9 protein-coding genes and 1 tRNA gene are annotated in these 15053 nt (G+C 77.1%); all 10 read left to right on the plus strand.

The genetic code is table 11. The features are described from left to right. Positions 1-94 precede the first annotated feature (94 nt). On the plus strand, positions 95-508 hold the full coding sequence (locus tag E1O70_RS12035) for a DUF3052 domain-containing protein (protein ID WP_031316633.1): 414 nt from the start codon (positions 95-97) through the stop codon (positions 506-508). Then, on the plus strand, positions 492-989 hold the full coding sequence (locus E1O70_RS12040; protein ID WP_061268617.1) for a peroxiredoxin: 498 nt from the start codon (positions 492-494) through the stop codon (positions 987-989). Before E1O70_RS12035 ends, E1O70_RS12040 begins: the two co-directional genes overlap by 17 nt. A 69-nt stretch (positions 990-1058) precedes the next feature. After that, positions 1059-1132, plus strand: a tRNA-Val gene (locus tag E1O70_RS12045). 142 nt (positions 1133-1274) lie between these two features. Beyond that, complete coding sequence (locus E1O70_RS12050) at positions 1275-5000, plus strand: DUF4132 domain-containing protein (RefSeq protein ID WP_061268616.1); 3726 nt, start codon at positions 1275-1277, stop codon at positions 4998-5000. Positions 5001-5036: 36 nt separating this feature from the next. Further along, positions 5037-6458: a YihY/virulence factor BrkB family protein gene (locus tag E1O70_RS12055; RefSeq protein WP_061268615.1), complete on the plus strand. Its 1422-nt coding sequence runs from the start codon at positions 5037-5039 to the stop codon at positions 6456-6458. Further along, positions 6455-7588, plus strand: coding sequence for an ATP-binding protein (locus tag E1O70_RS12060; protein ID WP_061268614.1), 1134 nt, complete (start codon positions 6455-6457; stop codon positions 7586-7588). The genes E1O70_RS12055 and E1O70_RS12060 overlap by 4 nt, the downstream gene beginning before the upstream one ends. Continuing rightward, positions 7579-10086, plus strand: coding sequence for a DUF5682 family protein (locus E1O70_RS12065; RefSeq protein WP_061268613.1), 2508 nt, complete (start codon positions 7579-7581; stop codon positions 10084-10086). Before E1O70_RS12060 ends, E1O70_RS12065 begins: the two co-directional genes overlap by 10 nt. Beyond that, positions 10062-11267, plus strand: a complete 1206-nt coding sequence (locus tag E1O70_RS12070) for a VWA domain-containing protein (protein ID WP_205688646.1) — start codon at positions 10062-10064, stop codon at positions 11265-11267. Before E1O70_RS12065 ends, E1O70_RS12070 begins: the two co-directional genes overlap by 25 nt. Next, positions 11264-13354: a hypothetical protein gene (locus tag E1O70_RS19910; RefSeq protein ID WP_061268612.1), complete on the plus strand. Its 2091-nt coding sequence runs from the start codon at positions 11264-11266 to the stop codon at positions 13352-13354. Before E1O70_RS12070 ends, E1O70_RS19910 begins: the two co-directional genes overlap by 4 nt. After that, positions 13351-15042 carry a bifunctional 3'-5' exonuclease/DNA polymerase gene (locus E1O70_RS12075; RefSeq protein ID WP_061268611.1) on the plus strand — a complete coding sequence of 564 codons (1692 nt, stop codon included), beginning with the start codon at positions 13351-13353 and terminating at the stop codon, positions 15040-15042. Before E1O70_RS19910 ends, E1O70_RS12075 begins: the two co-directional genes overlap by 4 nt. The last annotated feature ends 11 nt before the right edge of the window (positions 15043-15053 follow it).

The raw sequence follows: 15053 nt of genomic DNA on the forward strand, positions 1-15053 counted from the left end.
CCAGACACGGCAGGTCGTCGTGCGCGCGGGCGCCCGCCCGGGCGCGCGCGACGGCCCACCGCACGGACAGGACGAGGAAAGGAACGACACGACAGTGACCGACACCGTAGGGCCCAGCGGGGCGGACCGACTGGGGTTCGCGCCCGGCAACGTGGTCCAGGAGTTCGGCTGGGCGGACGACGTCGACGACGACCTGCGCGGGGAGCTCGAGGAGCTCGTCGGCGGCGAGCTCGTCGACGAGGACTACGACGACGTCACGGACGGCGTGGTCGTGTGGTTCCGCCAGGACGACGGCGACCTCACCGACCTGCTCGTGGACGTCCAGACCGTGCTCGACGACGGCGGCCTCATCTGGGTGCTCACCCCGAAGCCCGGCCGGCCGGGCCACGTGGGCCACAACGACATCCAGGAGGCCGCGACCACGGCCGGGCTGCACGCGACGAGCACGTTCGCCATCGCGCCCGACTGGTCCGCGACGAAGCTCGGGACCCGTGGCCGCGGTCGCTGACGACGCCGCGACGACCGGGCGCACGACGCCGCCCGGTCCGGGCGACCCGGCGCCCGACTTCACGCTGCCGGACACCCACGGCACGCCCGTCCACCTCGCGGACCTGCAGGGTGGGCCGGTGCTCCTCGTGTTCTACCCCTTCGCGTTCTCGGGGATCTGCACGGGCGAGCTGTGCGAGCTGCGCGACAACCTCGAGGAGTTCGAGGCGGCCGGCGTCACCCTGCTCGGCATCTCGTGCGACTCGGTGTTCGCGCAGAAGGCGTGGACGGCGCAGGAGGGCTTCGAGTTCGACCTGCTCTCCGACTTCTGGCCGCACGGGGACGTCGCACGGGCCTACGGCGTCCTCGACGAGGACGACGGCCTCGCGCTGCGCGGGTCGTTCCTGCTCGACGCCGACGGGATCGTGCGCTGGTCCGTCGTCAACCCGCGCGGGCAGCGTCGTGACCTCGACGGTTACCGACGGGCGCTGGAACAGCTCTGAGCCCTGGGAGCCGGGCGGTCGTGGCAGGTGGCGGGGTGCCGACCCGGTAGGCTGTGCTCCGCCGTTCCAGGGCCTGTAGCTCAGCTGGTTAGAGCGCCACGCTTACACCGTGGATGTCGGGGGTTCGAGTCCCTCCGGGCCCACCCACCCCTCCCTCCCCGCCGGTCACGGTCGTGCCGCGCTACGACGTGGCACCCGTCGCCCGAGCCCGGGCAGCGCGCCGTGTCGGCGGCCGCCCCTAGCATCGGGCCCTCCAGCAGCGACGACGTGACGGTGAGGTAGAGGGTGCTCGAGAAGGTCAAGGGTCTGTTCCGGCGTGACGAGGGGCAGACAGGAGGCGACCGCCCGAGCGCTCGGCTCGTCGACGCCCTGAAGGTGCTCGCCGTCGCGTCGCCGGAGCTCGAGGACCGTGCGGTCGCGTACGTGCACCGGGGCGAGGGACCGGAGGTCCTGCTCGAGCTGGAGGCGCTGCGGGGCGGCGACGTCGAGGCCCTCCTCGGCCGTCCGGGTCAGTCCGGGGTCTACTCCTGGACGACCCCCGCCCAGGACGACCGGCTGAAGGCCGCCGTGCCGGGGTGGACGTCGGCGAAGGCGGTCACCGCGCGCTCCAACCTCTACACGCTCTCGGACTCCGTCACCGTCCCGGAGCTCGTGCGCCTCGGCCGCGTCCTCAGCGCGGTCTCGTCCGAGGTGGACCGCGAGCGGGCGTCGGACCCGCGCTGGCTCACGACGCTCGTCAACGACATGTCGCGCCGCGCGAACGAACGCCGGCACGGGCAGAAGGGCAAGGGCGCGCCCGACCGCTGGACGCCGGACCTGCTCGTGGCCCTCGCGGTCGAGGGCGGCGTGCCGGAGGCGGACGCGCCGGCGGTGGTGCTGCGCGAGCTGTTCGAGCGGCCGGCGTCGGCAGGCTGGGCGTCGCGGCACCTGGGCCCGGCGCTGCTCGGCGACCCGGCGCGGGAGTTCGTCGTCGCGCACCTGGACGTCGCGACGCGGGTGCTGCCGGGGGTGAGCGCCGCGGGGCGCGGTGAGCTCGTGGCGCTCGTCGCGGCGGACCCGGCGGCGACCGAGACGCTCGCCCCGCTGCTCGCCGTGCTCGCCGCGGACACGAGCAAGGCGGTGCGCGAGGCGGCGGTCGCCGCGCTCGTCCCGCTCCCCGCGGCGCGCCAGCGCGAGCTCCTCGCCCCTCTGCTCACGTCGCTCCCGGCCTCGCGGCTCGGCGCCGTGGTGACGCGCCTCGCCCAGGTCGACGGCGGTCTGGCCGCCCTGGAGGAGGCGGCCGAGCGGTCGACGGGCGCCCGGGCGACGCTGCTGCGCGACACCGTCGAGCGAGCGCGTGTGCTCGACGCCGCGCAGGAGGACGAGCCCGAGATCGACGTGCCGCCCTTCGAGCCGCTGCCGGAGACGGTGCTCGGCGACGAGTTCGTGCGGGCCGCGCGGGCCGCGATCGACACCGCCCTCGAACGCGCCCGCGCCGACCACGCGGCGCACGCAGGGAAGAAGGACGACGGGTGGCCGCGTTGGCGCCGCCTGACCGTCGAGCAGGACCTCAAGGAGCTGCCCGGCATCACCGACGAGGACCTCCGGGTCTTCGCGGCGTTCCTGTCCGGGACGAGCACCCGGCGCCCCGGCGGCGTCGTCATGCGCCGGCTGTCCGCGCCGGGCGTCTTCTCGCGCCTCCCCGGCATCACGCTCCTGCACCGGCTGCGGCTGCAGGGGAACGAGGGGCGCGGGCGCAGCGAGCGGTTCGGCTGGTACCGGCTCCATGAGGGCGACCTGCTCGACGTCGACCTGCGCGTCCTCGACGAGGCGCTGCGGCGCGTCGGACGCGACGACGCCGGGGCGCTGGTCGACGAGCTGTACTTCTCGACCTGGTGGGCGACCGACACGGTGACGCCCGAGCACGCGTGGCCCTACTACGCGGGGCACCTCGACCGGCTCGCCGCCGCGCTCGACGACCGCGAGCGCACGTACGGCAGCGCCAAGCCGGCCCGGGCGCTCGCGGTGCTCGCACAGCTGCCGCAGGTCCCGCGCCGGTTCCTGCCGCGCCTGACCGAGCTCGCGCTGGGCGAGGGCCGCACCTATCGCGCGACGGCGCAGGCGGCCCTGAGCACGCACCCCGGGGTGCGCGGGCTGGCCGAGCAGGGCCTGGGCAACGGCCGGTCCGAGGTGCGCCGCAGCGCGGCGGAGTGGCTGGCCCGGCTCGGCGACGTCGAGGCGGTGCCTGCGCTGCGCGCCGCGCTGGGCAAGGAGCGCAGCGAGGTCGTGCGCGCCGCGCTCCTCACGGCGCTCGAGGCGCTGGGCGAGGACATCTCGGCCGACCTCGCGCCCGAGGCGCTGCTCGCGGAGGCGACCAAGGGCCTGCGCGCGAAGAAGCCCGTCAGCATGGCGTGGTTCGACCTCGACGCGCTGCCCGCGGCGCGCTGGGCGGCGGACGGCTCTCCGGTGGAGCCGACGGTCCTGCGCTGGTGGGTCGTGCTCGCGGTCAAGCTCAAGGACCCGAGCGGTGCCGGGCTGCTGGAGCGGTACCTGTCGCTGCTCCAGGAGGAGGACCGCGCCCGGCTCGGCAGCCACGTGCTCGCGGCGTGGGTCGCGCAGGACACGCGCAACCCCTCGCCGCAGGAGAGCGACGCGTACGCGACGGCCGGTGCCCAGCTGCGGTACGACCAGTACCAGGCGTGGGCCAAACGCTCGCCCGAGCACTACTCGGTCGAGGCGTCCAAGACGCTCGAGGACCACCACCGCGACCTGTACCGCGAGCACCAGGCCACGTACGTCGGCTCGGCGGTCAAGGACAAGGGTCTGCTCGCGCTGACCGTCGCGATGCCCGGCGCCGAGCTCGCCGCGACGTTCCAGCGCTACGCGAAGGCGCACGTCGGGCGTCGCGCGCAGACCGAGGCGCTCGTGCACGCGCTCGCGGCGAACGGGCAGCCGGCCGCGATCCAGGAGCTCCTCGCCGTCTCGCGGCGGTTCCGCCAGGCGACGGTCCAGGAGACCGCGCAGCGGCTCGCGGGCGAGCTCGCGGAGCGGCGCGGCTGGACGGCGGACCAGCTCGCCGACCGCACCGTCCAGACCGCGGGCTTCGAGGACGACGGGCTGCTCCACCTCGACCTCGGCTCCCGGGAGTACGTCGGGCGCATCACCCCCGCGTTCACGCTTGAGCTCACGAGCGACGCCGGCAAGGTGGTCAAGGCGCTCCCGGCGCCCCGGGCGCTGGACGACCCCGAGCTCGTCGCGGCCGCTAAGAAGCAGCTCACCGCGAGTCGCAAGGAGCTCAAGGCCGTCGTCGCCCTGCAGACCCAGCGGCTCTACGAGGCGATGTGCGTGGGCCGCACGTGGACGGCGTCGGAGTGGCAGGAGTACCTCCTCGGGCACCCCGTGATGTCGCGCCTCGTCGAGCGGCTCGTCTGGGTCGAGAACCCCGGGACGGAGGGAGCCCGCCCGTTCCGGCCCGACGGCGGCGCGCTCGTCGACGCCGACGACGAGGACGTGGAGCTCGGGGCGGAGTCCACGGTCGGGCTCGCGCACGCCGTCCTGCTCGGCCCGGAGGCGACGGCGGCCTGGACGGCGCACCTGGCGGACTACGAGGTCGCCCCGCTCTTCGCGCAGCTCGACGTCACGACGCCCGACGTCCCCGCGGGTGCGACCGCGATCGACGACCACAAGGGCTGGTTCTCCGACAGCTTCTCGATCCGCGGGCGCGCCACGAAGCGGGGCTACTCCCGCTCGCAGGCCGAGGACGCCGGGTGGTTCAGCGCGTACACCAAGGCGTTCACCAGCGCGGGGATCGTCGTGCAGATCGAGTTCACGGGGTCGTTCGTCCCCGAGGAGAACATCCCGGCCGCGGTGACGGCGCTGACGTTCGAGCGGACGGGCCGCGGCTCCGGACGGGGGACCGCGCGGATCGCGGACCTGCCGCCCGTCCTCGTCGCGGAGGCGTACCGCGACTACGTGGCGGTGGCCGAGGCGGGGTCGTTCGACCCTGACTGGGAGCGGAAGAGCCAGTGGTGACCCGGCGGACGCTCCCGTGAGCGGCGGCGCCGACCCGTGATCGTCGTCGCGACGCTCGCCTGGTTGCTCGTCGCCGTGCTCGCGCGCCGGTCGCCGGCGGTCCGGTCCGCCGTGAGCACGGCGACGTCGACGCTGCTCGCCCTCGCGGGGGTCGGGGCGGTCGTCGTCGTGGTGGCCGTCGCCGCGGACGACGGCGGGACCCGCGCGCTCGGCGCGCTCGCGAGCGTGCCCGTCGCGGCCGGCGCGGTCGCGGCGGGCACGTGGTGCGCGCGAGCGGTGGTCCGCCCGTGGACGGTGCGGCGGCGCGAGCGTGCGGCGGGCCGGGTCCCGTGGCAGGACCGCGTGCTCGCCGCCGCGTCGCGCACCGGGCCGCGCGTGCGGGGCGTGCGCGTCGCCGACGTCGCCGCCCGCTCGGCGTTCCGCGTCGCCGGGGTTCGCGTCACGGGCCTCGCCGCCGAGATGTCGTACTACGGCCTCATCTCGCTCATCCCGCTGACGACCGCGATCGGGTCGAGCCTCGGCTTCCTGCGCCCGCTCCTCGGCGACGACACCGTCGACTCGATCCGCTCCTCGATCGTCGGCGGGCTCACCACGGTGTTCGCCGAGCACGTGTCGACCTCGGTCGTCGCGCCGCTCGTCGACAGCCTCCTCGACGAGCAGCGCACCGGGTTCGCCGTCGGGTCGTTCCTCGTCGCGCTCTGGCTCGCGAGCCGCGTCTTCCGCGCCGCGGTCCGCGCCCTGGACGACGCGTACGGCGTCGAGCGGCGCCGCGGGGTCGTGGCGCAGTACGTCCTGGGGGTCGCGCTCGCCCTCGGCGCGATCGTCACGGCGGTGTCCGTCGTCGCGCTCGTCGTCGTCGGCCCGCTCCTGGGCGACGGCGCCGACCTGGCCGAGCGGCTCGGTCTCGACGCGGCATTCCGGCAGACGTGGGACGTGCTGCGCTGGCCGACCGTCGTGCTCGTCTGCGGCGCGTACCTCACGCTGCTCTACCGCTACGCACCGAACGTCGACACGACGTGGCGGCGGTGCCTGCCGGGCGCGGCCGTCGGGACCGGCGGCGTCCTCCTCGTGTCCTGGGGGTTCGGTCTCTACGTCCGGCTCGCGGGACCGGCGGCGCCGGGCTCCGAGGCGGGGACGACGGCGGTCGTCCAGGCGGCCGGGCAGATGCTCGGCCTTGTCCTCGCCGGGGTCCTCTGGGGCTGGCTCACGAGCATCGTCGTGCTCGTGGGCGGCGTCGTGAACGCGGAGGCCGACCCGCACCGCGTGGTCCCGGCGGGACGCGCCACGGGCGCAGCCTGGGCCGGTGGGGAGAGCGCCCCCACGACGGGCACGGCCGCCGAACCCGTCGACGACCGCTCCCGCGGCACCGGCGCCGGCCGTGTGGGACGCGGCTCCTACGCTGACCTGCAGGACCACGGGCACGGTGCCCGCGACCGGACCGAGGAGGAGCCCGGGTGACGAGCACGACGACCGGTGACGAGCAGGCGCCCCCGGCGCTCGCCGAGCTGCGACCGCCGGCGGAGGTCCGGTACGCCGACGAGCTCGCGGTGCTCGCGCAGGCCGACGCCCGACGCGGGGCCGACGTCCCGCCGGGCTGGCGCCTGAGCCCGCGCGCGGTGCGGGCGTTCGTCGTGGGCGACCGGGAGCTGGGCGTGAGCCGCAAGTTCTTCGGCGACGACCCGCTCGTCGACCGCGCGGTCGTGTCGTTGCTCGGCCGGCAGGGCCTCATGCTCGTCGGTGAGCCCGGTACGGCCAAGTCCCTGCTGTCCGAGCTGCTCGCGGCGGCCGCGAGCGGCACGTCGACCCTCACGGTGCAGGGCACCGCGGGCACGAGCGAGGACCACGTGCGGTACTCGTGGAACTACGCGCTGCTCATCGCGGAGGGTCCCAGCGAGCGCTCGCTCGTCCCGTCGCCCGTCTACCGTGCGATGGAGAGCGGGCGCGTCGCGCGGTTCGAGGAGATCACGCGCTGTGCCCCGGAGATCCAGGACACGCTCGTCTCCGTGCTGTCCGAGAAGCAGCTCATGGTCCCCGAGCTCGGCGCCGACGCCCGCGTCGCGGCGCGGCCCGGGTTCAACGTGCTCGCCACGGCGAACCTGCGCGACCGCGGGGTCCACGAGATGTCGGCCGCGCTCAAGCGGCGCTTCAACTTCGAGACGGTCGCGCCGATCCGCGACCGCGCGTTCGAGATCGAGCTCGTCGAGACGCGCCTCACCGCCGAGCTCGGGCCCGTCGAGGACCGACCGGTGCTCGACCGTGACGTGCTCGAGGTGCTCGTCACCGTGTTCCAGGACCTGCGCACCGGCACGACGGCGAGCGGCGCACCGGTCAAGCGCCCCGAGACCGTGATGTCGACGGCGGAGGCGGTGAACGTCGCGATCGCGGCGTCGCTCGAGGCGCGCTACCTCGGTGACGGCACGGTCACGGCGGGGCAGGTCGCGCGCCAGGTGGGCGGCGTCGCGCTCAAGGGCGACGAGGAGGACGCCCGGCGGCTGCGGCACTACGTGGACAACGTCGTGCGGGAGCGCGCGCGGTCGGACGCGCGCTGGAAGGACTTCCTCACCGCGGCGGGCGACCTGTGGCGGTAGCCCGGCGCGCCGCGTGGGACGCCGCGCCGCCGCGGCTGCGGCAGGCAGCCCACGACCTCGCGCTGCTGCGCGAGCGCGACGGCGTGCACCTCGTCGGGGTGCGCCACCACAGTCCCGCCTGCGCGGTCGCGGTGGCCGCGCTGGTCGCCGAGATCCGGCCGTCCGTCGTGCTCGTCGAGGGGCCCGAGGAGTACACGCGTCTCCTGCCCGCGCTGCTCGACGAGCGGACGGTCCCGCCCGTCGCGGTCCTCAGCCTCGCCGGCGACCTCGCGGACGCCGCGGGAGGCGGCGTGCGCGCCGCGGGCTTCTACCCGCTCGCGCGGTACTCGCCCGAGTGGGTCGCCGTGCGCGCGGGGCACGCGGCGGGCGCGGAGCTCGCGTTCGTCGACTCCCCGTGGGGGGAGCTTGCAGGAGAGGAGGACGACGAGCGGGGAGCCGCCGCGCGGACCGTCCTCGCGGAGCGCCACCTCGCGCACTCGCGCACGGTCGCCCGGCTCGCGGAGCGGCTCGGGTGCCGCGACCACGACGAGCTGTGGGACCACCTCTTCGAGGCGCGCGAGACGGCGCGCCTGCGCGACTGGCGCGAGCTCGTCGACGACGTGTTCGCGTGGGCCGCGCTCGCGCGGCTCGACTACGAGGACGAGGCGCTCGCCGCCGACGGCTCGCTCGACCGCGAGGCGCGCATGTCCGCGCGCGTCGCGGAGCACGCCGCGCGTGCGGACGGGCCGGTCGTCGTCGTGACGGGGGCGTTCCACACCCTCGCGCTCGTCGAGGCGCTCGTCGGGAGCGAGTACGGCACGGCGGTCGTGGCGCGGCGCCCCGCGGACGGGTACGGCGACCTCGCCGACGCTCCCGCGTGGCTCGTCCGCTACGACGACGAGCGGCTCGACGCCCTGCGGGGGTACGGCGCGGGCATGCCCGCGCCGGGCTACTACGACCGGCTCTGGGCCGCGCACCACGACCCGGCCGGGCCCGCTGCCGCCGCGGCCGGGGTGCTGGTCGACGTCGGGCGCGGGGCGTCGGAGCGCGGGGCACTCGTGAGCGTGGCGCAGTCCCAGGCCGCCGTCGAGCACGCGCACCGGCTCGCGGCCCTGCGGGAACGGCCCTGGCCGTGCCGCACCGACCTGCTCGACGCGATCGCCTCGTGCTACGTGAAGGACCCGGACGACCTGGACGCCGCGGGCGACCGACCGCTCGGTCTCGCGGTCGCCGAGGTCTTCGCCGGGCGCGCGCTCGGCGACGTCGCCCCGGGCGGTGCGGCCCCGCCGCTCGTCGAGGAGGCGCGTGCCCGCGCCCGGGCGCTGCGCCTCGACGTGTCCGACGCCGTGCCGCGCACCGTGCGGCTCGACGCCCGCCGTCGTGCCGCGCACCGCGACCGGCGCCGGTTCCTCGCGCTGTGCGCGTTCCTCGAGCTGGGCTTCGCCCGCCGGGTCTCCGGCCCCGACCACGTCGCGGGCCGCGGGCTGGGCCTCGTGCTGGAGGAGTGGACGTACGCGTGGACGCCGCTCGTCGAGGCGCGCCTCGTCGAGCTCTCCCACCGCGGGGCGACGCTCGAGGCGGTCGCGGTCGCGCTGCTCGACGACGCACGTGTGCGGGCGCGCGAGGAGCGCTCGAGCGACGCCGTCGCGCGCCTCGTCGCGCAGTGCGTCGTCGTCGGCCTGCCGGAGCGGCTGCCCCCGCTCGTCGCCCTCGTGCGCACGACGCTCGACGTGGACCCGTCGCTCGCGTCCGTCGTCGCGGGCATGCGACGGCTCGTCGCGCTGTGGCGGGCGCGCGTCGAGCTGGAGCTGGGCGACCACGCGCAGGCCCTGCTCGACCTCGCGGAGCAGGGGCTGGCCACGGCCGCGTACCTGGTCCCGGACCTCGCGGCGGCCGACGCGACGACGCAGGACGACGCCCTGGCGAGCCTCGTCGCGCTGCGGTCCCTCGTGCGCGACGTGCGCGGCGCAGGCCGGGACGGACCGGGCTCGGCGGCCGCGACGGTGGGGCAGGCGCTCGCGCGCGTCCGGGAGGACGCCGACGCGTCCCCGGCGGTGCGCGGGGCGCTCACCGCGTTCGCCGCCGTCGACGACGAGCTCGACGACGAGCCCGGCGACCACGGGCTCGTCGAGCGGGTGCGCGCCCAGCTCGCACCCGGCGCGGACCCCGTGGCGGCGACGGCGTTCCTCGGCGGGGTCCTGCGCGCCGCCCCGGACCTGCTGCTCCACACGCCGGAGATGTTCGACGCCGTCGACGAGGGCCTGCGCGGTCTCGACGAGGACGCGTTCCGCGCGGTCCTGCCGGACCTGCGGCGCGCGTTCACGTGGTTGCGGCCGACCGAGACGCACCGGCTCGCCGAGCGCGTCGCCGCCCGCACCGGGACGCGCGCGGACGCGCTGGACCGGCGCGTGCACGTCTCGGAGGACGACCTGCGGGCCGCGCTGGTGGTGGAGCGCGAGCTCGTCGCCGTCCTCGAGCGGGACGGGCTGGGCGCGTGGGCTCGCGGGAGCGCCTCGTGACGGCGGGCGGCGGTCTGGGCGTGGCCGGGCGGGCGGACGACCAGGAGGCCGCGCGGCGCTGGCGGCTCGTGCTGGGCCGGTACGCGGGCGACACGCTGCCCGTGGCGCCGCCGGACCAGGCGCTGGACCGCACGCTCGGGCACCTCTACGACCGCGAGTACACAGCGCGCGGCCACCGGCACGGCACCGGGGGAGACCCCGACGGCGGCCCGGGCAGGGGCCGTGGAGGCGGCCGCGGAGGGTCGGTCGTCGAAGGGCTCGACTGGCTGGGGTCGGCGCGCGAGCTGTTCCCCCGCGAGACGTTCGAGCGCATGCAGGTCGAGGCGGTCGGTCGGTACGGCATGACGGAGCTGCTCGCGGACCCGGAGGCGGTCGAGGCCGTCGAGCCGAGCGCCGAGCTGGCGTCGGCGCTCCTGCGCGTGCGGGGCAGGCTCGGGCCGCAGGTGCAGGACGGGCTGCGACGGATCGTCGCGCGCGTCGTCGAGGACGTGGTGCGCCGCCTGCGCCCCCGCTTCGTGACGGCCGTCGACGGGCGCCGGGACCGGTCCCGCCGCTCGTTCGTGCGATCCAGCCGCACGTTCGACGCCGCCGCGACGGTCCGCGCGAACCTCGGCCGCTGGGACCCGGAGCGCGGGCGCCTGGTCGTCACGGACCTGCGCTTCTCGGCGCGGCGGCGTCGGGCGCTGTCGTACGACGTCGTGCTGCTCGTCGACCAGTCGGGGTCCATGGCGGCCTCGGTGCTCTACAGCGCGGTGAGCGCGGGCATCCTCGCGGGGCTGCCGGGGATCACGGTCCGCCTCGTCCTGTTCGACACGGCGGTCGTCGACATGTCGCACCTCGCGCACGACCCGGTGACGGTGCTGCTCACCGCGCAGCTCGGCGGGGGGACCGACATCGCGCGGGCCGTGCGGTACGCGGAGCAGCACGTGCGCGACCCGCGGCGCACGGTCGTCGCGCTCGTCAGCGACTTCGAGGAGGGCGGCTCGGTGTCGCAGCTGGTGTCCGCGGTGGGGCGCCTGCACGCGTCGGGCGTCCGGCTGCTCGGGCTCGCGGCCCTCGACGGGCAGGCGAACCCTGCGCACGACCGCGGCGTCGCCCGCCGGCTCGCCGAGCAGGGCATGGAGATCGCGGCGCTCACGCCGGAGCGGTTCGCCGAGTGGCTCGGCGAGGTGCTCCCGTGAGCGGGGCCGGCGCCGGGCTCGGTGCGTGGGCCGCGGTGTACGCGGGGTACGACGACGACGCCCTCGCCACGCTCGCGAGCCCGGGCCTCGTCCGGCGCGCCCGCAAGGACGTCGCGGCCGGGCGGGTCGAGCCGGTCGAGGCGCGCCCCGACGGCGTCGTGGTGTCCGTGGGCGGGGTGCGGGTCGAGCTCGACGCGCGCGGTCCCGCCGGGGCGCGGTGCGCGTGCCCGACGCCGGGCACGTGCCAGCACGTCGTGGCCGCGAGCCTGTGGGCGCGGGAGGCGGGTGCCGCACCCGCGGCGGCTCCCGCCGCGGCAGGTGACGGCGCGGCGCCGTCCGCCCCCGCCCCGGACCCGGTGGCGGAGATCCTCGCGCTCGACCCGCGCGTCGCGCACCGTGCCGCGGGCGCCGCCGTCGTGCGGGCGGTCGCCGAGACCGTGCCTGCTGATCCCGTGGAGGGGGCGGTCGGTGGGCCGCCGGTGGAGGTGGCGGTCGACGGCCCGCGCGCGGAGGTCTCGTGGCCCGGCGCGCCGCGCGTCACGTACGTCGCGGGGGCGGGGTTCCCGGGGATGCTCGTGACCCGCGAGGGGGCGGCGTGGAGCGACGCCGACGAGCGCCGGTGGCGGCTGCAGGCGCTCGTGCACGTGTGGCGTGCGCACGGCCGGCCGTGGCCCTGGCCCTGGCCCGAGCGGGCCGCCGCGACGCCGCGTGCCACGGGCGTCCCCGACGCCCGGGCGGTGGCCGACGAGGTCGTGCGCGCGGTCGAGCGGCTGCTCGACGTCGGGCTCTCGCACGTCGGCCGCGACGACCTGGAGGAGCTGCGCGGTGCGGGCGTGGTGGCGCGGCTCGGCCGGCGGCCCGCGGTCCAGCGTCTCGTCACGTCCGCGGTCGGGCGGCTCGAGGCGCTCGCGGACCGCCGCGACGCGGTCGACGAGACGGACTGCCTCCTCGCGCTGGCCGAGCTGTGGGCGTACGTGCAGGCGGAGCCCCCGCGCGACGCCGGCACGCCCGACGAGCGCCCGACCGACCTCGCGCGGGTCGTGCCGCTCGGTGCACGGTGGTGGGTCGCGGCGTCGGGCGCGCGGGGTGTGACCGTGCACCTGTGGGACGCGGACGCCGGGCGCGTGCGGTCGGTCACCACCGGCCGCCCGCCGGGCGCCGACCCGACCTTCCGGCGCTCGTGGGACCTCCCGCTCGTCTGGGGCCGCTCGGTCGAGGCGCTGTGCCGCGGCCCGTTCGCGCTGCGGGGCGCGACCGAGCGCGCGGATACCGGGCTGCGCGCGGGCGAGGGGCCCGCCGTCGAGCCGCTCGGGGCGCTCGACGCCGACGAGCTCCGCGACGTCGCGGCCCGCACCGCGACGACCCCGCCGCGGGCCGAGGCCGGGTTCGGCCGGGCGCCCGCCGCCGTGCGGGTCGTCATGGTGCGCGAGGCAGGGGCGATCGGCCTCGACGAGGTCGCCCAGGAGCTCACCTGGACGCTGGTCGCGGCGGACGGCGCGGAGACGGTCGTGCGCGTCGACGCCGCGGACGAGGCGGCGTGCGACACCCTGCTCGGGGTCGCGGCGGGGAACCGGCGCGTGGTCGCCGTCGCCGTCGAGCGCGACCTCGCGTCGCGGCGCGACGAGGCCGTCGGGCTGTTCGTCGACCGCCCGGGCGAGGGCCTCGACGTCGTCGTCCCGACGCTGACGCCGGCGTACGACCACCGGGCGTGGTCGACCCCGTGGACCCGGCTCCGCGCCCGGGTGCGGTCGCTGCGCGGGCGTGCCGGCACGCACGCGAGGGAGGTGGTCGTGCCCACGCCCGTCGAGGACGTGTGCGACACGCTGCTCGACACGGTCGTGGCGCTCGCCGCCACGGGGCGCCGGCACCTCACGCCCCACCAGGCGAGCGCGCTCGCGCGCGCCGCGCGCACCGCCGACGACCTCGGGGCGACGACGCTCGCCGCCACGGTCAGCCTCGTCGCGCACGAGCCCGACGCGGCCCGGCTCCTGCGGGCCGGCTTCGTCGCGTCCCGGGGTCGGACGCTCGCGCGCGCCGTGGCCGCCGCGCCCGACCCCGGGCCCCGAGCACGGGAGGCGAGCGCGTGAGCACCTACGCCGTCCACGTCGGCTCGCCCGGACGGGCCCGGGTCGAGCACGTCGCGGACGGTCCGCCGGACCCGGTCCGCGAGACCTGGGACGACACGAACCGTTGGTACCCGCCCCTGCTCGCGGCCGGGCGGCGCGTGGAGCGGTCGCACGACCTGCGCCTGTCCCACGTGCTGCTACGACGCTCGTGGCTCGTCGCGGGCACGCCGTTCGCGCGCCGCGACCCCGGGCCGTGGGACGCCCTCGCCGCGGTGCCGGCCGGGCGCGACCCGTCCGTGCCGCCGCAGCCCGTCGGGCTGTTCGAGCTCGGCGCGCAGGACGGCCCGAGCGTGCGGCTTGACCCGGTCGCGGAGCTCCGCGACCAGCTCGCGACCGTCGCCGCCGCGGACGGGCCGGACGCCGCTGGGCGGCTGCGGCTCCTGCTGGCCGCTGAGTCCGCGGGCGCACTCGTCGCCGCCGAGATGCACCACGCGGGCGTGCCGTGGCGCGCCGACGTGCACGACGCGATCCTCAGCGGCGAGCTCGGGCCGCGGCCGCGGCCGGGCGAGCGGCCCGCGCGCATGGAGGAGCTCGTCGCGCGCATCCGTACGGCGCTCGACGCGCCGCCCACGCTCAACCCCGACTCCCACCCCGACCTGCTCAAGGCGCTGCAGTACGCGGGCGTCGGCGTGCGGTCCCTGCGCAAGGGAGAGCTCGAGCGCACGGACCACCCCGTCGTCGAGCCGCTGCTGGAGTACAAGAAGCTCGCGCGGCTCCTCACGGCGAACGGCTGGGCGTGGCTCGACACCTGGGTGCACGACGGCCGGTTCCGTACCGAGTACGTCGTGGGCGGGGTCGTCACGGGCCGGTGGGCGTCGAGCGGCGGGGGAGCGCTGCAGCTCCCGAAGCAGGTGCGGCGCGCCGTCGTCGCGGACCCGGGCTGGCGGCTCGTCGTGGCCGACGCCGCGCAGCTCGAGCCGCGCGTGCTCGCCGGGCTCGCGCACGACGAGCGCATGGCCGCCGCGGGTCGCGGCGGCGACATGTACGCGGGGATCGTCGCGTCGGGCGCCGTCGCGACCCGCGACCACGCGAAGGTGGGGATGCTCGGCGCGATGTACGGCGGCACGACCGGCGACAGCGCGCTCGTGCTCCCGCGGCTCGCGAAGGCGTTCCCCGACGCCATCGGCCTCGTGGAGCGCGCCGCCCAGGCGGGTGAGCGCGGGGAGGTCGTCTCGACGCTCCTCGGCCGCAGCTCCCCGCGCCCCGGCGAGTCGTGGCACGCCGCGCAGGACGGGGCGTACGCGGTCGAGGAGGTCGGTGCCACGGAGGACGCCGCGTCCGGGGCCGACGCGCAGGCGCGGGCCCGGTCGTACACGCGGGCCTGGGGTCGGTTCACGCGAAACTTCGTCGTGCAGGGCACCGCCGCCGAGTGGGCGCTGTGCTGGCTCGCGTCGATCCGGCGGCGCCTCTGGGACCTGCCCCTCGCCGCGACCCCCGGGGCGGCGCCCGCCCCGTTCGCCGACCGGGCGCACCTCGTCTTCTTCCTGCACGACGAGGTCGTCGTGCACGCGCCGGCCGAGCTCGCCGAGACGGTCGCGCACGAGGTCCGCGCCGCGGCGGCCGAGGCGGGTCGCCTCCTGTTCGGCGACTTCCCGGTCGACTTCCCGCTCACGGTCGCGGTCGTCGACCACTACGCCGAGGCGAAGTGAGACGCGGCGGG

This window comes from Cellulosimicrobium funkei (assembly GCF_004519295.1).
GTDB lineage: Bacteria > Actinomycetota > Actinomycetes > Actinomycetales > Cellulomonadaceae > Cellulosimicrobium > Cellulosimicrobium funkei.